General features: G+C 52.5%; 19 protein-coding genes and 1 tRNA gene. 13 read left to right on the top strand and 7 right to left on the bottom strand.

The genetic code is table 11. From position 1 onward, the window contains the following. Nucleotides 1-475 precede the first annotated feature (475 nt). The 6 genes from NK667_RS01030 to NK667_RS01055 form a co-directional block, all read right to left on the bottom strand. A complete protein-coding gene (locus NK667_RS01030) occupies nucleotides 476-2,869 on the bottom strand; it encodes an ATP-binding protein (RefSeq protein WP_054613609.1) in 2,394 nt (797 codons plus the stop codon). Then, a complete protein-coding gene (locus NK667_RS01035; RefSeq protein WP_054613610.1) occupies nucleotides 2,862-3,560 on the bottom strand; it encodes an ABC-three component system middle component 1 in 699 nt (232 codons plus the stop codon). Before NK667_RS01035 ends, NK667_RS01030 begins: the two co-directional genes overlap by 8 nt. Next, nucleotides 3,557-4,861 (bottom strand): hypothetical protein, encoded by a 1,305-nt coding sequence (locus NK667_RS01040; RefSeq protein WP_254744539.1) that lies wholly within the window; start codon nucleotides 4,859-4,861, stop codon nucleotides 3,557-3,559. Before NK667_RS01040 ends, NK667_RS01035 begins: the two co-directional genes overlap by 4 nt. 719 nt (nucleotides 4,862-5,580) lie before the next feature. Further along, nucleotides 5,581-6,129 (bottom strand): hypothetical protein, encoded by a 549-nt coding sequence (locus tag NK667_RS01045; RefSeq protein WP_152980828.1) that lies wholly within the window; start codon nucleotides 6,127-6,129, stop codon nucleotides 5,581-5,583. Further along, on the bottom strand, nucleotides 6,130-6,459 hold the full coding sequence (locus NK667_RS01050; RefSeq protein ID WP_054613611.1) for a hypothetical protein: 330 nt from the start codon (nucleotides 6,457-6,459) through the stop codon (nucleotides 6,130-6,132). A gap of 163 nt (nucleotides 6,460-6,622) precedes the next feature. Further along, nucleotides 6,623-6,707, bottom strand: a tRNA-Leu gene (locus tag NK667_RS01055). A gap of 107 nt (nucleotides 6,708-6,814) precedes the next feature. On the opposite strand from NK667_RS01055, the gene queA reads away from it, so the two are divergent. From queA to NK667_RS01085, 6 genes are all read left to right on the top strand, one after another. After that, nucleotides 6,815-7,879, top strand: coding sequence for a tRNA preQ1(34) S-adenosylmethionine ribosyltransferase-isomerase QueA (queA, locus tag NK667_RS01060; RefSeq protein ID WP_054045401.1), 1,065 nt, complete (start codon nucleotides 6,815-6,817; stop codon nucleotides 7,877-7,879). A gap of 5 nt (nucleotides 7,880-7,884) precedes the next feature. Beyond that, on the top strand, nucleotides 7,885-9,000 hold the full coding sequence (gene tgt / locus NK667_RS01065; RefSeq protein WP_161807656.1) for a tRNA guanosine(34) transglycosylase Tgt: 1,116 nt from the start codon (nucleotides 7,885-7,887) through the stop codon (nucleotides 8,998-9,000). A gap of 43 nt (nucleotides 9,001-9,043) precedes the next feature. Next, nucleotides 9,044-9,382: a preprotein translocase subunit YajC gene (gene yajC / locus NK667_RS01070; protein ID WP_003185175.1), complete on the top strand. Its 339-nt coding sequence runs from the start codon at nucleotides 9,044-9,046 to the stop codon at nucleotides 9,380-9,382. Nucleotides 9,383-9,445: 63 nt separating this feature from the next. Then, complete coding sequence (gene secD / locus NK667_RS01075; RefSeq protein WP_054613612.1) at nucleotides 9,446-11,314, top strand: protein translocase subunit SecD; 1,869 nt, start codon at nucleotides 9,446-9,448, stop codon at nucleotides 11,312-11,314. Nucleotides 11,315-11,323: 9 nt separating this feature from the next. After that, nucleotides 11,324-12,238, top strand: a complete 915-nt coding sequence (secF, locus tag NK667_RS01080; protein WP_054613613.1) for a protein translocase subunit SecF — start codon at nucleotides 11,324-11,326, stop codon at nucleotides 12,236-12,238. A 121-nt stretch (nucleotides 12,239-12,359) separates the two neighbouring features. Beyond that, nucleotides 12,360-12,908: a glycine zipper 2TM domain-containing protein gene (locus NK667_RS01085; RefSeq protein ID WP_054045393.1), complete on the top strand. Its 549-nt coding sequence runs from the start codon at nucleotides 12,360-12,362 to the stop codon at nucleotides 12,906-12,908. A 253-nt stretch (nucleotides 12,909-13,161) separates the two neighbouring features. On the opposite strand, the gene suhB is transcribed toward NK667_RS01085, so the two are convergent. Next, nucleotides 13,162-13,977, bottom strand: a complete 816-nt coding sequence (gene suhB, locus NK667_RS01090; protein WP_008147729.1) for a type III secretion system regulator SuhB — start codon at nucleotides 13,975-13,977, stop codon at nucleotides 13,162-13,164. Between the two features lie 146 nt (nucleotides 13,978-14,123). Between suhB and trmJ the strand changes: the two genes are divergently transcribed. The 7 genes from trmJ (at nucleotide 14,124) to hscB (ending at nucleotide 19,028) form a co-directional block, all read left to right on the top strand. Next, nucleotides 14,124-14,894 (top strand): tRNA (cytosine(32)/uridine(32)-2'-O)-methyltransferase TrmJ, encoded by a 771-nt coding sequence (gene trmJ / locus NK667_RS01095; RefSeq protein WP_054613614.1) that lies wholly within the window; start codon nucleotides 14,124-14,126, stop codon nucleotides 14,892-14,894. Nucleotides 14,895-14,896: 2 nt separating this feature from the next. Then, on the top strand, nucleotides 14,897-15,673 hold the full coding sequence (cysE, locus tag NK667_RS01100) for a serine O-acetyltransferase (RefSeq protein ID WP_007903579.1): 777 nt from the start codon (nucleotides 14,897-14,899) through the stop codon (nucleotides 15,671-15,673). 239 nt (nucleotides 15,674-15,912) lie between these two features. Then, nucleotides 15,913-16,404, top strand: coding sequence for a Fe-S cluster assembly transcriptional regulator IscR (gene iscR, locus NK667_RS01105; RefSeq protein ID WP_054045389.1), 492 nt, complete (start codon nucleotides 15,913-15,915; stop codon nucleotides 16,402-16,404). Between the two features lie 50 nt (nucleotides 16,405-16,454). Beyond that, a complete protein-coding gene (locus tag NK667_RS01110) occupies nucleotides 16,455-17,669 on the top strand; it encodes an IscS subfamily cysteine desulfurase (RefSeq protein WP_054045387.1) in 1,215 nt (404 codons plus the stop codon). A gap of 84 nt (nucleotides 17,670-17,753) precedes the next feature. Beyond that, a complete protein-coding gene (gene iscU / locus NK667_RS01115; RefSeq protein WP_003443374.1) occupies nucleotides 17,754-18,140 on the top strand; it encodes a Fe-S cluster assembly scaffold IscU in 387 nt (128 codons plus the stop codon). A gap of 34 nt (nucleotides 18,141-18,174) precedes the next feature. After that, a complete protein-coding gene (gene iscA / locus NK667_RS01120) occupies nucleotides 18,175-18,498 on the top strand; it encodes an iron-sulfur cluster assembly protein IscA (RefSeq protein WP_054045385.1) in 324 nt (107 codons plus the stop codon). 8 nt (nucleotides 18,499-18,506) lie between these two features. After that, nucleotides 18,507-19,028 (top strand): co-chaperone HscB, encoded by a 522-nt coding sequence (hscB, locus tag NK667_RS01125; protein WP_054613615.1) that lies wholly within the window; start codon nucleotides 18,507-18,509, stop codon nucleotides 19,026-19,028. The last annotated feature ends 51 nt before the right edge of the window (nucleotides 19,029-19,079 follow it).

Raw genomic sequence — 19,079 nt, forward strand, 5'->3', positions numbered from 1 at the left:
CTCCGGTGATGGAGAGGCGATGGGGTAGGGCGGGTGAGGCGTTACGCGAATGGGGACTGCGTAGAGGGGAAAGGCAAAGTTTGTACGGATTGCTGGTGATAGTCATGGTCAACGTCCTTGATATGAGGAGCTGCCACGTTCGTTACCACACGAATGGGTGACAGCTGTGCGCAGGGTGGTAAACCGGGAATCAAGGAAACCGGCACGTCCGAAGACGTCCCACGCACAGCTGCCATAACTCACGCTTGCTGGCATAAAAAAAGCGCCGGCAGACGTGATTGGGGCGCTGTAGCGCCTTGAATAACACGGGTTACCACACCCGGTCACTGAATTGGCAGCGACGGTGGGAGGTTATCGTGCATGCTCTTTTCCCGCAACCTTAGAAATCCCATACGCAAACTGCTGAGATGAAAAAAGCGGTTTGTCACCTTTTCTGCAGGTAGCATCCGTGGAACAAATCTGTCCCTTATCGCCGTTAATTAAAGGTCATGGCTCTATTTTTTAGATTGATACGATCAACTATTTTGCCTGAGCGATTAAATTTGTAGTTCATATAGCTTGATATGTTTGTGTCGTGCGTTGAAAGTATAAACTGGTGTTCGCTGAACTCGTAACGCAATAACTGAGTGAGTGAAGCCATATTTATTTCGTCCATAGACTGCATTGGGTCGTCAATGAGGACGCATTTTAGTTTTGAAGGGTAAAGTTTGTTCATTGCAAGGGCGAATGAAATAATTAATCCGGAAAGTTGACCGGAGCTCATTGTGTACCAGGCATCGTGGTCATCATTTCGCTCAGAGCAAAATCGTATATAAGGTATGGAACCTTTGCTTCCAGTGTCGAGGGTCTTTAAAAATATCCCGGTTCCTTCTGGTCTGGTTTGTAAGACTTTGGAACTGTAGACGTAGAAAGGAATTGCTATTTTTGCAGCGACTATAGACTCATAACTTTGGATTTCTTTTTTGTAAATAGTCGAAACTTCTAATATGTCTAATTTTCTATCCGATATTTTTGATAGTCTATTGTTTAGAGTGTTTTGAAGGTCGAGGTTTCTGTTTATTAGCTCATTTTTGTTATGCAGATCAATTTGGGTTAGGAAGTTATAATCGTTAGTTATATCGTTGTTCGTGATTGTCATAAGAACCGCCTTATCCATTTCAAGAAATTTCGCTGCTGTAATAATGTCTTGGAATTTTGGTAGTTCGTCGCTGATAGGGATCTTTGTCTGGTTTATAGATGATTTTAGCCGTGCTAGTTGGGTCGAGTAATCGGCTCTAAATTTATAAATACCGTTATCGATTAGTGCTGATGTGTCTATATTTTTATCGTTTAGCCAAGACTGAACTTTCTTGAATTTTTCAAATCTATCCTCGTTGATTAGCTTCTGTTCAAAAAAAACCTTCTGACTATTTGTAAAATATTTTGAGTATTTATCAACGATGTGTTGGCATCGATTAATGGTTTTAAGAATGTAATCAGGAATGAGCTTTTCTAAAATTTCAGCTATGCGCTGCGTGCTTTGGGATGCTTGACTCATGAGTCGCGAGTAATGAGTGTCTACGTCGCTAATTAACTCGGATAGTCCGGATTTTTTTACGTCGCCACATAATGGGCAAGACACCTCGCCCTCGGGTTCTTTTTGGTTGAGCGCTTTATAAGCATCTATAAGTGAGATTCGGCTGGAGTTGATTTGGTTTAATGCCAGAGATAAGCCTTTATTTTGTAGCCGTACACTATTTAGTTCTTGAACGCTTTTAAGTGTCGCATTGTCAGGTGGATAATGACTGGTTATCTTGTCTATAAAGTTTTCGCTAATCGCATTGTTATCCTCTTGATGCATGCTAATTAGCATTCTTGCCGCATCTACTTTTGTGGAAAGGGTTAGCCACTTGTTTTGCGTTCTATAAAGTTTTTGGATTTCTGAAAAGGAGTCTGCTGAACCCAAACGTATAAGATCATTTAACTGCTGGTCGCGATCTAAAAGCAAAATATCAACGGTATTGTTTGAGCTTAACGTTGTATAGATACCAGGTGCGTCTGCAATGTGGCGTACGGTATCCAAGCTAGCCTTCAAAAAGGTTATTTTCTCGGTATCAATAGTGTTTATGTTTGGCTGTAGGAGCAATGGGCACTTGCCTGATGGGAGCGAGTTTGTGTTTTTCTCAGTTGTAGTTTGGTTTGGGGTGATAAACGATGAGGCGAGTTTCTTAAGTTCGGCGAGTTCAACCGTTGTTTTTTTGAAAGCAAAATCAAGAGCTTTTCTTAGTTTTTCAATTTTTTCGAATTCAGTGGTCTGTTTTTCGGTGCCGAATAAGTGACTTAACTGCTTATGTCTGCTGCCTTCATTATTGTTTTTTAAAAAGCCAGCAGTTTCTTCTTGTTGTATATAATGCTGGATGTGAAATAATGATTCTATGGACTTTAGTCCTATGAAGTCTCCGAGGTTATTTTGAGTCAGTTCTAGCCATTTATCGTCTGTTTCCCAAGATCGTTTGTAAGTTCGTAAAATACACAGATGATAGTCTCGGACTGAAGCTTTTATTCCTTTTATGTCGGGAGAAATGTACGCCTTTATCACAAGAGTGGTTTTGTCAATTGTATTGATTAATTCAAGTATGATTGTGGTTGATTTACTGTTGTCATATTTAAGTATGTGAGAGTTCTTTGCTTTTTGATCGCTCGATCCTGTGGCAGACTCAAATCTTGAGATTTTTCCGGTGAAGCAAAGTTCTATGGCGTCGAATAAAGTTGTTTTTCCGAAACCGTTCGGTCCATCAAAAATGACTGTGTCAACTTCTGAAAAGTTTAGTGAAAGTTTCTTGCTTATGGATTTGAAGTTTTCAATTTCAAAGCGTCCGATTTTATACATTTTTATCTTCCTTTGATGAGGCTATCCACGCCTCAAGCGCATCAGCGCTATCTATGTCTAATTCAAGTGCCTCGTCTCGAATAGTATAAAGATTTTTCAACTGAAGCTTTTGGTCGATTTCGTTGCCTAATTGAATTTGGTCTTCTGGCTTTAGATTGTAGGTTAGAAATGGTAGCTTGGTATATAACTTAGTTACTACGCTGAATAGGGGGTTGGTGTTATGATCGCGGAACTCTATGAAATCTTCATAGTTGTGCATTACTTCTTCAATCGTAGTCGCTAGATTTTTATCTGGTGTTTCTAAGATTTTTGAAGATAGAGCTTCCATCTCCTCGATGGTGTAAGCTAAAACACTTTTCTTGAAAAAATATGGGTTTTCTTCTATTTCAGATATTTTGCGATTCAATAGTGTAGCTTGAGCGTTGGTTGGGGCTGGGTGGCATTTCATTAGTATAAGATTTGTGTTTTTTTCTGCTCCTTCAACTAAAGAGAAGAAAGGAGCTAGGCTCAAATAAATATCTGATTGTAGTTCGTCTATTATCTGGCTGCTTTCTGTAGAAAAATCTTTGACAATAAAAAACTCGTCTTGGAGTGCGCCGGTTCGTCGATACAGTCTAGCGTCGAAATCGTTAGGATAGTCAGCGCGAGAATATCCGGCGCCATCGAAGATTAGCTCAATTAGATTTATCATGAAGCACCGTCGATAGTAGTTACAGCGTCTGCAATGGAAATTAACCTGGTGTGAAGTTTTTTACCAAAATTTGGATGTGGTGATGCTTGATCATCACTGTAGTCGTTGCCAACTTTTGGAAGTTCGATAGGTGTATTTGTTGATTCTCCAGGCTTAGTTCTAATAGTTATGAAATGATAATTATAGATTAGTGCATCTATAATTGTGTCAGTATCACAGGCGTGAGTTATACTCTGTGCTATTTTTTTGTATGCTCTATCTGGATGTCCGATTTCATGCTCTAGGTTAATGCAGCTTGGAGAATAGCGAAGGTTTTTTTTGCATACTGGATGAAATTCTTTTAGCGTTGTAGATAGTGACGTAATAAATTCTAAAAACACGTTTTTGAATTCAGAGTGTTGCAGTATTTCGTTGAAATATATATCTAGTGGCGATGTTTTTTTTATGTGTGGTGAGGCTTGCTGTAGTTTTGTTAATAGTTCTGTTGGTGTTAGTTTTTCTAGGATGTTTGTTTTGTAGTTTTGCAGTCTTTGCAATTTTTGGGAAAGCTGAATGCCAGTTTCGCTCGTGGTAGATTCAGTTTCGAGTTCCTCTGATAGTGCTTGCTCTATTTTTGAGATTATATTTGTAATTGTGTATTCTGCTCTTGTTGCGAAATATGTTGTATCGTGTTCTCTGATTTCCTTTTCTAAAATATTGAGCACTGTGGTTAGGTAAAAAGGAGTCACCGGTCTGTTGAACTTTCCAACGGTCGCTCTAGGTCTTAAGTTTTCGTGTCTTTCGCAAATGTGTTTGTCTACAGACTCTAGTAATGCGCCCATGTAGCAGGTATAGCTTGCCTCGGATATTAATGTTGTTTCTTTGGGGGTTATTATTGTTTTTATAGATTTAATATTTTCCAGGATTGAATGGTTGAGCTCAATATCATTTAGCGCAAGAATGTAAGGCGTGTTTGTACTCTGTCTAAAAAAAATATTGTAGTTGTCGAGTGTCTTGTCTGGAGATATGGGCGTACTTGCAGTTGAAGACCATGTGTATTTGTCTAGCTCTTGGCTGGGTTCTGAAATTGGGAGTGATGTGTGTACGTAGTTGGGAACCTTGTCGGAGTAGGCGTTGATTAATAAATTTTGATATTCTTGTAGGCAGCTATTTGTTGGTAGGCGGAGTGATTCTTCAAGTAGTGGGATTTTTTTTTGCCAGTCTACTAGAAGTGAATGTTCTGGGGATATTAGCCCGTATGCTATGAGGTCTCGTAGAAGTTGTGTCGATTTTTTTTTCTGGTTCAGAGATGTCGTGCACACTTAAGTAGTCTAAGAGGTCGTTTTTAGATATTGTGCCTGATCTTCTGGTAAGTATTGTGTCGATTGCATCTTTGTACTTGCTGAAGTTTGTTTCTTTGTAGTGTTTAACTTGGTGGAGGGATTCGTATTGATCTCCATTTTTAATGGAAAAGTCTTCGAGCCACTCATACTCTAGTTTTATATGCTCTATTTCCTTTTCGAAGGAGTATTTGTCGTACGCCTTTAAGGTTAGCAGTTTGAGTATTTTTGTCAGGGCAGTGTTTAAGCCAACTTTACCTTGGTAGTTGAATCCATTCCAAGAGGGAGTAGCGTCATGGAGCGATGATTTACTTCCATTTTGATTCATCTGATCGATGCCATTCGTTCTGTTTTATTATGATAATTAGATTTAACATTACTCTATATTTTGCAGTGATGTCAAATTGATATTTCTGAGTTGTTTTGGTGTGAGGTTTTTCGGTTCTTTGAGCTTCGTATGGTGTGGAAGTAAATATTCGATGCTCTTAATTTCTTAAGTTTAGCTTTAATAATAAAGTGCAGCAGTGTGCAGTGTTTTTTTGCTTGTTAAAAACATGTAACTATAGGAAAGGCGGCAGATTATTGGCTACCGTTGACATTAAAAAGGAGCTGCTCATGGTAAAGCGCACGTGGGGGGCAGTGCGGTATTTGGCAGAAGTTAACGCAGTAGGTGTGTATCACAGTGTTGAGTTGTAGCAACTTTAGGGAAACTCACACAACTTGGCAAAGACGCGAAAGCCGACATACTCAGATGGGTATTTGTACAGGCGACGATAGTAGCAATCCCAATAACTGATCATGCGTGCATGCGTCGTTTGAAAGTACACCTGATTGTCACGAATGAAGCGACCGTAAAGCGCCGGATCAAGCGTCGGCAAATGCGCTTCAACGGTTTCAAGAATCTGAATGACGTACTCGCCCATCAGTTGAACCACGAACGGAACAACCCACGGTTCACGCACTGAGAGAATTCGTTCCAGATGCCGTTGGCGCATGTGACCATCGTGATGCCGTGTCAGAAGACATGAGTACAAAATGCTCTGGGTTTCAGTCAGGTGGTCAAAGACGACCTCATAACCTTGGTCATAAATCCGGTAGGGAATGACCAATTCCTCCCCACCGACTCTGACCTCTATGAATCGATGCATTGCCTCGCGCGCCTGGCTGAGCTGGCCCAAAACCTGGTCGAGAGCCTTCGATTCTTGTTCAAGACAAGACGGAAACGCCCGGTGTGCAAGCTGCATCATCATTCACTGGATGTCTTTCAAATAATCCCTAAGCGCAATGACCGGCGCTTCAAGCTGCTCCATCGTCCGAGCATCACTGAAATCAGCAGCCAACCGATGCAGCTCACGCCCAAGCGGCGTATCAACACCACCGATAGCCTCCAACGCCAACCCAACACAATGCCCCACCCGAAACTGAATCCCCTCAACATCCCCCCGCCGCACCAGCAACCCAAACACCTCTCGCTCATAATCACTCATGATCGGATCGTCCCGCAGGATCGGGCTTTCACCCTCCCGCTCATACGCCAGCTTGAGGGCGAACAGGGCAACGGTTTCCAGGTGCAATTCCATTGTGTGAATCCTTGATTCGTTAGCCGAGCGGTTTGGTTTTTGGCGCCTCAAGGGCAAGATCAAAAGATCGCAGCCTTCGGCGGCTCCTACGGGGTGGTGGGGTGTCGGCCACTTTATCGCAGGCGAAAAAAAAGGCCTTGCTAAGCAAGACCTTTCTTAATTTTGGTGCCCCGAGGGAGACTCGAACTCCCACTCCTTTCGAAAACGGATTTTGAATCCGCCGCGTCTACCAATTCCGCCATCAGGGCTCAATGGCGGCGAAGTATAGAGATGAGATTACCGTCGGTCAATCAGGTACATAGAGAATTTTCACTATTTCGGCTAGACTTCCGGCCCCTGCTAGACGAACCCCATCATGCGCGTTGCTGACTTTACTTTCGAACTCCCTGATTCGCTGATTGCTCGCCACCCTTTGGCCGAGCGTCGCAACAGTCGCCTGTTGACCCTGGATGGGGTCAGCGGCGCCCTGGCGCACCGTCAATTCACTGATTTGCTCGAGCATTTGCGCCCGGGCGATTTGATGGTGTTCAACAATACCCGGGTGATTCCGGCGCGGCTGTTTGGCCAGAAGGCTTCCGGCGGCAAGCTGGAAATTCTGGTGGAGCGGGTGCTCGACAGTCATCGCGTGCTGGCGCATGTGCGCTCCAGTAAATCGCCGAAGCCTGGTTCCAAGATCCTGATCGACGGCGGCGGCGAGGCAGAAATGCTGGCGCGGCACGACACGTTATTCGAGTTGGGTTTCACCGAAGAGGTGTTGCCGCTGCTCGACCGCGTCGGGCACATGCCGCTGCCTCCTTATATAGATCGCCCGGATGAAGGCTCGGACCGCGAGCGTTATCAGACGGTGTACGCCGAGCGCCTGGGCGCGGTGGCGGCGCCGACGGCGGGGCTGCATTTCGATCAGCCGCTGATGGAGGCGATTGCCGCCAAAGGCGTCGAGACCGCTTTCGTGACCTTGCACGTCGGTGCGGGCACGTTCCAGCCGGTGCGGGTCGAGAAGATCGAAGATCACCACATGCACACCGAATGGCTGGAAGTCGGCCAGGACGTGGTGGATGCGGTGGCTGCGTGCCGCGCGCGCGGCGGTCGGGTGGTTGCGGTGGGGACCACCAGCGTGCGTTCCCTGGAAAGCGCTGCCCGCGATGGCGTGCTCAAGCCGTTCAGTGGCGACACGGACATCTTTATCTACCCGGGCCGGCCGTTTCATGTGGTCGATGCCTTGGTCACTAACTTCCATTTGCCCGAATCCACGCTGTTGATGCTGGTTTCGGCGTTCGCCGGTTATCCCGAAGCCATGGCTGCCTACAAAGCAGCGGTGGAGCATGGTTACCGCTTTTTCAGCTACGGTGATGCGATGTTTATCACCCGTAATCCTGCGCCGACTGCCCCTAAAGAATCGGGCCCTGAGGAAACTGTATGAGTCGTATGTCGTTTGAACTGCTGGCCACTGACGGCAAGGCGCGTCGCGGTCGTTTGACCTTTCCGCGCGGCACCGTCGAGACCCCGGCCTTCATGCCGGTGGGCACGTACGGTACGGTCAAGGGCATGTTGCCACGGGATATCACCGCCACTGGCGCGGAAATCATTCTGGGCAACACCTTCCACTTGTGGCTGCGTCCTGGCACCGAAGTGATCAAGAAGCACGGCGACCTGCACGATTTCATGCAGTGGAAAGGCCCGATTCTTACAGACTCCGGCGGTTTTCAGGTGTTCAGCCTGGGCGCGATGCGCAAGATCAAGGAGGAGGGCGTGACCTTCGCTTCCCCGGTCGACGGCGCCAAAGTGTTCATGGGCCCGGAAGAGTCGATGCAGGTCCAGCGTGACCTGGGCTCTGACATCGTGATGATTTTCGACGAATGCACTCCGTACCCGGCCGACGAAGACGTCGCTCGGGTGTCCATGGAGCTGTCGTTGCGTTGGGCCCAGCGTTCGAAAAACGCCCATGGCGACAACACGGCAGCGCTGTTCGGCATCGTGCAGGGCGGCATGCACCAGGACCTGCGCATGCGCTCCCTGGAAGGCCTCGACAAGATCGGCTTCGATGGCCTGGCCATTGGCGGTCTGTCGGTGGGCGAGCCCAAGCACGAGATGATCAAGGTGCTGGATTATCTGCCAGGCCTGATGCCGGCTGACAAACCTCGTTACCTTATGGGCGTTGGCAAACCGGAAGATCTGGTTGAGGGTGTGCGCCGCGGTGTGGACATGTTCGATTGCGTGATGCCAACCCGTAATGCCCGCAATGGGCATCTGTTCATTGATACAGGCGTGCTGAAGATCCGTAACGCGTTCCATCGCCATGATGATTCGCCGCTGGATCCGACCTGCGATTGCTACACCTGCCAGAACTTCTCCCGTGCTTATCTGCACCATCTGGACAAGTGCGGCGAAATGCTGGGTAGCATGTTGAATACCATCCACAATTTGCGCCATTACCAGGTGCTTATGGCTGGTTTGCGCGAGGCTATTCAACAGGGTACATTGGCCGCCTTTGTCGATGCCTTCTACGCCAAACGCGGGCTACCTGTTCCGCCTTTGGACTGAGTTTTCTGACCCCAAGATTCAACATTTGCAACTGGAGTGCTAAATGAGCTTTTTTATCTCTAATGCCATGGCCGACGCTGCTGCACCGGCAGCTGCAGGCCCAATGGGTGGCGGCTTTGAGTGGATTTTCCTGGTCGGTTTCCTGGTCATCTTCTACCTGATGATCTGGCGTCCACAGGCCAAGCGCGCCAAAGAACAGAAGAACCTGCTCGGCAGCCTGCAAAAAGGCGACGAAGTTGTGACCACCGGTGGTATCGCCGGCAAGATCACTAAAGTGGCAGACGATTTCGTGGTTCTGGAAGTTTCCGACACCGTGGAAATGAAGTTCCAGAAAGGCGCCATCGCCGCCACGCTGCCAAAAGGCACGCTAAAAGCGATCTAAGTTTCAACTTCTACTCAATCGACGGGGCGCGCAAGGCGCCCCGCGTCATAAGCGGGCGGCGTGATGCTGAACAAATACCCTCTGTGGAAATACATTCTGATCCTGGCGGTGCTGGCGGTCGGTCTGATTTATTCCGCTCCCAATCTTTACCCTGATGACCCGGCCATTCAGGTCAGCGGTGCAAGTACTGCACTGTTGGTCAATCAGGCTGATCTGGATCGTGTGAGCACTGCGCTCAAGGAATCCGGGATCAACGTCAAGGCAGCCACGCTGTCGGCCAACGGCAAGGGCGGCCTGATTCGCCTGACCAAGGCTGAAGACCAATTGCCTGCCAAGGATGTTGTGCGCAAGGCATTGGGTGATGACTACGTCGTTGCACTGAACCTGGCACAAACCACTCCACAATGGCTGCGTAGCCTCGGCGCGCACCCGATGAAGCTGGGTCTGGACTTGTCCGGTGGTGTGCACTTCCTGCTGGAAGTGGACATGGACAAAGCCCTCGACGCACGCCTGAAAGTCTACGAAGGCGACGTCAAGAGCCTGTTGCGTAAAGAGAAACTGCGCTATCGCAGCCTGCCGCAACTCAATGGCGCCATTCAACTGGGCTTCACTGATGAAGCTACCCGCGAACAAGCCCGCGCGCTGGTCCGCAAGAACTTCAACGATTTCGACATTGTTCCGGCCGACCTGAATGGTCAACCGGTGCTGCGTCTGGCGATGACCCCGGCCAAGCTGGCGGAAATCCGTGAATACTCCATCAAGCAGAACTTGACCACGGTACGTAACCGCGTCAACGAACTGGGTGTTGCTGAGCCGATCGTCCAGCGTCAGGGCGCCAACCGCATCGTGGTTGAGCTGCCGGGCGTGCAGGACACCGCAGAAGCCAAGCGTATCCTCGGCAAGACGGCCAACCTTGAGTTCCGTCTGGCTGCAGAGCCAGGCGCTTCGAAAGCCACTTCCGAAAGCTTCGAGTTCCGTGAAGGCAAGCGTCCGCCGGCACAGATCGAGCGTGGCCTGATCATCACCGGTGACCAGGTAACTGACGCCAAGGCTGGCTTCGGCGAGCACGGCACACCAGAAGTGAACATCCGTCTGGATGGCCACGGTGGTGAGCTGATGAGTCGTGCGACTCGCAGCAACGTCGGTCGCAGCATGGCGGTAATCTTCATCGAGCAACGTCCGGTTACCACTTACTCCAAGCAAGTGGTTGATGGCGTCGAAAAAGACGTAGCCGTTCAAACGTTTAAAGAAGAGAAGAAGATCATCAGCCTGGCGACCATCCAGTCGCCGCTGGGTGCTCAGTTCCGCATCACTGGCCTGAACGGTCAGGGCGAGTCGTCCGAACTGGCGCTGTTGCTGCGTGCCGGTGGTCTGGCCGCGCCGATGTACTTCGCTGAAGAGCGCACCATTGGCCCGAGCCTGGGTGCTGACAACATCACCAAAGGTATCGATGCATCGCTGTGGGGCATGCTGTTTGTCTCGCTGTTCATCATCGCCATCTACCGCTTCTTCGGCATCATCGCCACGGTCGCTCTGGCCGTGAACATGGTGTTGCTGCTGGCCTTGATGTCGCTGCTGGGTGCAACGCTGACCCTGCCGGGTATCGCCGGTATCGTATTGACCATGGGTATGGCGGTCGACGCCAACGTTCTGATCTTCTCGCGGATTCGTGAAGAGATTGCGGCGGGCATGACCGTGCAACGGGCAATCAACGAAGGCTTCGGCCGGGCATTCACCGCGATTCTCGACGCCAACCTGACAACATTGCTGGTCGGCGGGATTCTCTTTGCGATGGGCACCGGCCCGGTCAAAGGCTTCGCAGTGACCATGTCCCTCGGGATCTTTACCTCGATGTTCACGGCCATCATGGTGACCCGCGCGATGGTCAACCTGATCTTCGGCGGTCGGGACTTCAAGAAGTTGTGGATTTAAGGGGCTGCCATGTTACGTACAATCAACTTCATGGGCGTTCGCAACTTCGCGTTCGGCGTCACATTGTTCCTTACCGCACTGGCGTTGTTCAGCTGCTGGCACAAGGGCATGAACTGGGGCCTGGACTTCACCGGCGGTACGCTCATCGAGCTGACCTACGAGCGTCCGGCCGATGTATCCAAAGTGCGTACCCAACTCACTGAGTCGGGTTACCACGAAGCCATCGTGCAGAGCTTCGGTGCAACTACCGACCTGCTGGTGCGTATGCCTGGCGAAGACCCGCAACTGGGTCACCAGGTCGCTGAAGCACTGCTGAAAGTCGGCGGCGATAACCCGGCGACGGTCAAGCGCGTCGAGTTCGTCGGCCCGCAGGTCGGTGAAGAGCTGCGCGACCAGGGCGGCCTCGGCATGCTGATGGCGCTGGGCGGCATCCTGATCTACCTGGCTTTCCGCTTTCAGTGGAAGTTCGCGGTTGGCGCCATTGTTTCGCTGATCCACGACGTGATCGTGACCATCGGTATCCTGTCGTTCTTCCAGATCACCTTCGATCTGACGGTGCTGGCGGCGGTATTGGCGATCATCGGTTACTCGCTCAACGACACGATCGTGGTATTCGACCGGGTTCGTGAGAACTTCCGTGTGCTGCGCAAGGCGACCCTGATCGAGAACATCAACATCTCGACCACGCAAACCCTGCTGCGGACCATGGCGACGTCGATCTCCACCTTGCTGGCGATCGCGGCACTGCTGTTCTTCGGCGGCGACAACCTGTTCGGCTTCTCCATCGCCCTGTTCATCGGTGTTCTGGCGGGTACCTACTCGTCGATCTACATCGCGAACGTGGTGCTGATCTGGCTGAACCTGAGCAGCGAGGATCTGATTCCTCCTGCGGCGACCGAGAAGGAAATCGACGACCGTCCATAACGGCCATCGTTTTTCCAGTTGTCTGCCAAAAAAGGCGCGAGTTGAACTCGCGCCTTTTTTTATGCTCCAAGGCTGGGAGAAGCGCGGACAACGATCCGCATGTGATGGTCAGGAGGTTCATGTGAACAAGTCGTTGCTGGTTGGTGCGGTACTGGGTGCTGTCGGTGTGACTGCCGGGGGCGCTGTTGCCACCTACAGCCTGGTTAAAAGCGGCCCTGAGTATGCGCAAGTATTGGCCGTTGAACCGGTTAAGACACAGATCAAGACTCCACGTGAAGTATGCAAGGATGTTGCAGTAACCCGTCAGGCACCGGTCAAGGATCAACACCAGATCCTCGGTACGGTCCTGGGTGCGGTAGGCGGTGGTTTGCTCGGCAACCAGATCGGCGGCGGTAACGGCAAGAAGCTTGCTACCGTGGCGGGTGCTGTTGGCGGTGGCTACGCGGGTAACAAGGTCCAGGAAGGTATGCAGAATCGCGATACCTACACCACGACCCAGACTCGCTGTAACACTGTGAATGACATCAGCGACAAAGTTGTCGGCTACGACGTCCGTTACTCGCTGGATGGCAAGGAAGGCAAAGTGCGGATGGACCGCGATCCGGGGAACCAGATTCCGGTCGACAAGGAAGGTAAATTGATCCTGTCGCAGAATGAGCCGGGTCAGTGATGAGCTGATTGCCAGGTACAAAAAGAAGCACCCGGAAGGGTGCTTTTTTTATGCCCTCAATTCTTCCATCCACCAAAAATCCCCTGTGGGAGCGGGCTTGCTCGCGAAAGCGGTGTATCAGTCGACATCTATGTTGAATGTAAGACTGTATTCGCGAGCAAGCCCGCTCCCACATGGGTTTTGTGGTGGTCTTGAGGCAAATCCAAGGCATAAAAAAAGCACCCCGAAGGGTGCTTTTTTTGTGGGCGTTCGCTTAGCGCTTCAGCGAAGCCGGCAGGTGCGGCTGGATGGCCGTCAGGACTGCTTTGAAGCATTTGGTGTTACCAGCAACGACGTGGCCTTTTTCAAGGAAGTCGTGACCGCCGGTGAAGTCGCTCACCAAGCCGCCGGCTTCCTGGATCAGCAGGGCGCCTGCAGCCATGTCCCATTCGGACAGGCCCGACTCCCAGAACGCGTCGAAACGACCGGCAGCCACGTAGGCCAGGTCCAGGCTTGCCGAACCTGCGCGGCGGATGCCGGCGGTCTGGCCAACCAGGGCGCGGAACATACCCAGGTAGTTGTCGAGGTTGTCCATCTGGTCGTCACGGAACGGGAAGCCGGTGCCCAGTAGGGCGCCGTCGAGGCTGGTGCGACCGCTGACGCGCAGACGACGACCGTTCAGTTGAGCGCCGCGACCACGGCTGGCGGTGAATTCTTCCTGGCGAACCGGGTCCAGAACAACAGCGTGTTCCAGGCGACCGCGGTATTTGCAGGCGATGCTGACAGCGAAGTGTGGAATGCCGCGCAGGAAGTTGGTGGTGCCGTCCAGTGGATCGATGATCCACAGGTATTCTTCGCCTTCGCCGCTGCCCGGGTGCATGCCGGTTTCTTCACCGAGAATGCCGTGGGTAGGGTAGGCCTTGCGCAGCGCGTCGATGATTTTCTGTTCGGCGGCGCGATCCACCTCGGATACGTAATCCTTGGCGTCTTTTTCGTCGACCTTGATGGTATCCAGGCGCTCGATGGAGCGGAAGATCAATTCACTGGCGCTGCGGGCGGCGCGCAGCGCGATATTCAGCATGGGCTGCATGGATGTGTCACCTAAGGTTGTTAAAGAAAGCCGGGCATTCTATCAGAACTTTTCTACAGGTGAAGGTCGGTGTTCGCTTTCATAGCTTAACGGTAGCGTGAGCTGTAAGATTCGGCTCCCCAATTCTGTGTTCGAGATCGCCTCCCGTGCTGCATAACATTCGTGTCGTCCTGGTCAATACCAGCCATCCCGGCAACATCGGCGGGGCTGCGCGTGCCATGAAGAACATGGGCCTGTCGCGGCTGGTGCTGGTCGAACCGCGGTTGTTCCCGCATCACGAGGCCGATGCCCGTGCCTCTGGCGCCGGGGACATCCTTGAAAACGCGCAAGTCGTCGCCACTTTGGAAGATGCCTTGGTCGGCTGCAATCTGGTCCTCGGCACCAGTGCCCGTGACCGTCGCATCCCTTGGCCGCTGCTCGATCCCCGCGAATGCGGTACGAAAGTCGTCGAGGAAGCCGCTCAAGGTGCAGAGATCGCCTTGGTCTTTGGTCGTGAAGATTCCGGCCTGACCAATGAAGAGCTGCAGCGATGTCATTATCACGTGCACATCCCATCAGACCCTGAGTTCAGTTCGCTGAACCTAGGGGCAGCGGTGCAGGTGTTGAGTTATGAAGTGCGCATGTCCTGGCTCGCGGCCCAAGGCCAGCCGAGCAAGGTCGAGAAGGATGAAGTGGCGTCCACCAAGAGCGGTGAGCTGGCGACCATGGATGAGTTGGAGCGATTCTATGAACACCTGGAGCAAACTCTGGTGGCCATCGAATTCCTCGACCCGGAAAAGCCACGGCACTTGATGGCGCGCCTGCGCCGGTTGTACGGACGAAGCTCGGTCAGCCGGGCGGAAATGAATATATTGCGTGGCATCCTCACGGAAACCCAGAAAGCGGCCCGTGGCGAGCTTCTTAAGCGGAAGGATTAAAAATGTTCGAGCGTTTGCGTGAAGATATCCAGAGTGTTTTCCACCGTGATCCGGCTGCGCGTAACGCTTTTGAAGTCCTGACCTGCTACCCCGGCATGCACGCGATCTGGATCCATCGCCTGTCGTCGGCCCTGTGGGGCATGGGCTGGAAGTGGCTGGCGCGGTTGGTGTCGAACTTCGGGCGCTGGTTGACCGGGATCGAGATTCATCCGGGTGCCAAGGTGGGTCGTCGCTTCTTTATTGACCACGGCATGGGCATTGTCATCGGCGAAACCGCTGAAATCGGCAATGACGTCACCCTTTATCAGGGTGTGACCCTGGGTGGCACCAGTTGGAACAAGGGCAAGCGTCACCCGACCCTGGAAGACGGCGTAGTGGTGGGGGCGGGCGCCAAGGTGCTCGGTCCGTTCACGGTCGGCGCCGGCGCTAAGGTCGGTTCCAATGCGGTGGTGACCAAGGCTGTTCCGCCGGGTGCGACGGTTGTTGGGATTCCGGGGCGGATCATCGTCAAGTCCGATGAAGAGCAGGACGCCAAGCGCAAGGCCATGGCCGAGAAGATCGGTTTCGATGCTTATGGTGTTGGTGAAGACATGCCGGACCCGGTGGCGCGTGCCATCAATCAATTGCTCGATCATTTGCAGGCGGTTGATGGCCGTCTGGAGGGGATGTGCGGGGCGCTGAAGGATCTGGGCAGTAATTACTGTGCGAAAGATCTGCCTGAGCTGCGCGAAGAAGATTTCGCTTGTGTGAAGGACAAGGATCAGAGCCAGGCCAGCTAAACCGTTTCAAATGCTTCGCGGGCAAGCCTCGCTCCTACTGGGCGGCGTAATCCATGTAGGAGCGAGGCTTGCCCGCGAAGAACGATAACGCGCATTTGCTGGTGGTACGCAGCCAGCATTTGCTATGATGCGCGCGCTCTTTTGCGGGTAAACCTGACTAAAGTACTAGGTCTTATAGTTGACTTAAATACTCGGGAATAGCATACTCGCCCCCATTCCGAACTCCGTGGTAATTGTCCATGAGACTGACTACAAAAGGCCGATACGCCGTGACCGCCATGCTTGACCTGGCGTTGCATGCGCAGCACGGGCCGGTGTCCCTGGCCGATATCTCCGAGCGCCAAGGCATCTCCCTGTCCTACCTCGAACAGCTTTTCGCCAAATTGCGTCGTAGCAATCTGGTTTCCAGCGTTCGCGGCCCGGGCGGCGGCTACCAACTGTCCCGCGACATGCAGGGCATCCAGGTCGCCCAGGTGATCGATGCGGTAAACGAATCGGTCGATGCAACCAAATGCCAGGGGCAGGGCGATTGCCATCAAGGTGACACCTGTCTGACCCACCACTTGTGGTGCGATCTGAGCCTGCAGATTCACGAATTTTTGAGTGGTATCAGCTTGGCTGACCTTGTGACTCGCCGTGAGGTGCAAGAAGTAGCCCAGCGTCAGGACCAGCGCCGTTGCAATGGCAAGGCGCCACGCCTGGACAAGATTGAAGCGTCCGCCGTCGAATGACAGCCAAAGAGCTAGCGGCACGCCAGCCAGCCTGATTTAGGAGATAGTCCATGAAATTGCCGATTTACCTTGATTACTCTGCGACCACCCCGGTTGATCCGCGTGTCGCGCAAAAGATGAGTGAATGCCTGCTGGTCGACGGAAACTTCGGTAACCCGGCGTCCCGTTCCCACGTGTTCGGCTGGAAAGCTGAAGAGTCCGTCGAAAACGCTCGTCGTCAGGTCGCAGACCTGGTCAACGCCGACCCGCGTGAAATCGTCTGGACCTCCGGTGCCACCGAGTCCGACAACCTGGCAATCAAGGGTGCGGCGCATTTCTATGCGACCAAGGGCAAACACCTGATCACCACCAAGATTGAGCACAAGGCTGTCCTCGACACCATGCGCCAACTGGAGCGTGAAGGCTTCGAAGTGACTTACATCGAGCCGCGCACCGATGGTCTGGTGACGCCTGAGATGGTTGAAGCTGCCCTGCGTGACGACACCATCCTGGTTTCGATCATGCACGTGAACAACGAAATCGGCACCGTCAACGACATCGCCGCCATCGGCGAACTGACCCGTTCCAAGGGCATTCTGTTCCACGTTGACGCTGCTCAGTCCACCGGCAAGGTCGACATCGACCTGTCGAAGCTGAAAGTCGACATGATGTCGTTCTCTGCCCACAAGACCTACGGTCCTAAAGGTATCGGCGCACTGTACGTCAGCCGCAAGCCGCGTGTTCGCATCGAAGCGACCATGCACGGCGGCGGTCACGAACGTGGCATGCGTTCCGGCACCCTGGCGACCCACCAGATCGTTGGTATGGGTGAAGCCTTCCGCGTAGCCAAGGAAGACATGGCTGCCGAGAACGTGCGCATCAAAGCCTTGAGCGACCGCTTCTTCAAACAGGTCGAAGGCCTGGAAGAGCTGTACATCAACGGCAGCATGACCGCTCGCGTACCGCACAACCTGAACCTGAGCTTCAACTACGTTGAAGGCGAGTCGCTGATCATGGCCCTTAAAGACCTGGCGGTTTCGTCCGGTTCGGCCTGCACCTCGGCTTCCCTTGAGCCTTCGTACGTACTGCGCGCCCTGGGCCGCAACGACGAACTGGCACACAGCTCGATTCGCTTCACCTTCGGCCGTTTCACTACCGAAGAAGAAATCGACTACGCCGCGCAGAAAGTCTGCGAGGCCGTTACCAAGCTGCGCACTCTGTCGCCGCTGTGGGACATGTACAAAGACGGTGTCGACATTTCGAAAATCGAGTGGGCGGCACACTGATTTCAAGTCGCCGCAAATCGGCCCTGTAAACCACGGTTCGCAGGGCTTCAAGAGCGACTCTCTGATGAGTGAGGATTAAGAATCATGGCTTACAGCGAAAAGGTCATCGACCACTACGAGAACCCGCGCAACGTCGGCAAGATGGACGCGGAAGACCCGGATGTCGGCACTGGCATGGTCGGCGCTCCGGCGTGCGGCGACGTGATGCGTCTGCAGATCAAGGTTAACGAGCAAGGCATCATCGAAGACGCCAAGTTCAAGACCTATGGTTGCGGTTCGGCTATCGCCTCCAGCTCCCTGGCGACCGAGTGGATGAAAGGCAAGACTCTGGATGAAGCAGAGACCATCAAGAACACTCAACTGGCCGAAGAACTGGCCTTGCCGCCAGTGAAAATTCACTGCTCCGTACTCGCTGAAGACGCTATCAAAGCGGCCGTTCGCGATTACAAGCAGAAGAAAGGCTTGATCTGACTTTCAAGATTTGGCGACGAGTAAGGAGTCACCGATGGCTATCAGCATGACAGAAGCGGCAGCTCAACACGTGCGACGCTCCCTCAACGGGCGCGGCAAAGGTGAAGGGATTCGTCTGGGTGTTCGCACCACAGGCTGTTCCGGCCTTGCCTACGTGCTGGAGTTCGTCGACGAGGTGGTTGCAGAGGATCAGGTGTTCGAAAGTCACGGCGAGAAAGTGATTATCGACCCGAAAAGCCTGTCGTACCTGGACGGCACCGAGCTCGATTTCGTCAAGGAAGGGTTGAACGAAGGCTTCAAGTTCAACAATCCCAACGTACGCGGTGAATGTGGCTGCGGCGAAAGCTTCAACATCTGAGGCTGCGCGTGGGTACTCCTTGTCATTTCGCTTTATTTGAACTGCAGCCGAGCTTCCGTCTGGATCTCGAGCAGTTGGCCACGCGCTATCGTGAGTTGGCGCGCGGTGTTCATCCAGACCGCTTTGCCGACGCTCCCGAGCGCGAGCAGCGGCTGGCGCTCGAGCAATCCGCGAACCTCAACGAGGCTTACCAGGCGCTCAAAAACCCCCCGAAACGCGCGCGTTATTTGCTCGCCATGGGTGGTCGCGAGTTGCCACTGGAAGTCACCGTGCATGATCCGGAGTTTCTTCTGCAGCAGATGCAATGGCGCGAAGAGCTCGAAGACCTGCAAGACAGCGCCGACCTGGCCGGCATTGCCGTGTTCAAGCGTCGCTTGAAAGTTGCGCAGGATGAACTGAACGAAAGCTTCGCAGCCTGTTGGGATGATGCAGCGCAACGTGAACAGGCCGAACGCCTGATGCGGCGCATGCAGTTCCTCGACAAGCTCACCTACGAAGTGCGCCAGTTAGAAGAGCGCCTCGACGATTAACCCAGTGCCGCTCCGGTCGCACGCCTGATATACAGATAAGTCCTGATTACG

The organism is Pseudomonas nunensis, assembly GCF_024296925.1.
GTDB classification, from domain to species: domain Bacteria; phylum Pseudomonadota; class Gammaproteobacteria; order Pseudomonadales; family Pseudomonadaceae; genus Aquipseudomonas; species Aquipseudomonas nunensis.

Excerpts from the sequence above, each read along its gene's own strand:
- NK667_RS01030 (WP_054613609.1), bottom strand. The coding sequence starts at position 2,869 with ATGTATAAAATCGGACGCTTTGAAATTGAAAACTTCAAATCCATAAGC.
- NK667_RS01035 (WP_054613610.1), bottom strand. The coding sequence starts at position 3,560 with ATGATAAATCTAATTGAGCTAATCTTCGATGGCGCCGGATATTCTCGC.
- NK667_RS01045 (WP_152980828.1), bottom strand. The coding sequence starts at position 6,129 with ATGATGATGCAGCTTGCACACCGGGCGTTTCCGTCTTGTCTTGAACAA.
- NK667_RS01050 (WP_054613611.1), bottom strand. The coding sequence starts at position 6,459 with ATGGAATTGCACCTGGAAACCGTTGCCCTGTTCGCCCTCAAGCTGGCG.
- queA (WP_054045401.1), top strand. The coding sequence starts at position 6,815 with ATGCGCGTTGCTGACTTTACTTTCGAACTCCCTGATTCGCTGATTGCT.
- tgt (WP_161807656.1), top strand. The coding sequence starts at position 7,885 with ATGTCGTTTGAACTGCTGGCCACTGACGGCAAGGCGCGTCGCGGTCGT.
- yajC (WP_003185175.1), top strand. The coding sequence starts at position 9,044 with ATGAGCTTTTTTATCTCTAATGCCATGGCCGACGCTGCTGCACCGGCA.
- secD (WP_054613612.1), top strand. The coding sequence starts at position 9,446 with ATGCTGAACAAATACCCTCTGTGGAAATACATTCTGATCCTGGCGGTG.
- secF (WP_054613613.1), top strand. The coding sequence starts at position 11,324 with ATGTTACGTACAATCAACTTCATGGGCGTTCGCAACTTCGCGTTCGGC.
- suhB (WP_008147729.1), bottom strand. The coding sequence starts at position 13,977 with ATGCAGCCCATGCTGAATATCGCGCTGCGCGCCGCCCGCAGCGCCAGT.
- cysE (WP_007903579.1), top strand. The coding sequence starts at position 14,897 with ATGTTCGAGCGTTTGCGTGAAGATATCCAGAGTGTTTTCCACCGTGAT.
- iscR (WP_054045389.1), top strand. The coding sequence starts at position 15,913 with ATGAGACTGACTACAAAAGGCCGATACGCCGTGACCGCCATGCTTGAC.
- NK667_RS01110 (WP_054045387.1), top strand. The coding sequence starts at position 16,455 with ATGAAATTGCCGATTTACCTTGATTACTCTGCGACCACCCCGGTTGAT.
- iscU (WP_003443374.1), top strand. The coding sequence starts at position 17,754 with ATGGCTTACAGCGAAAAGGTCATCGACCACTACGAGAACCCGCGCAAC.
- iscA (WP_054045385.1), top strand. The coding sequence starts at position 18,175 with ATGGCTATCAGCATGACAGAAGCGGCAGCTCAACACGTGCGACGCTCC.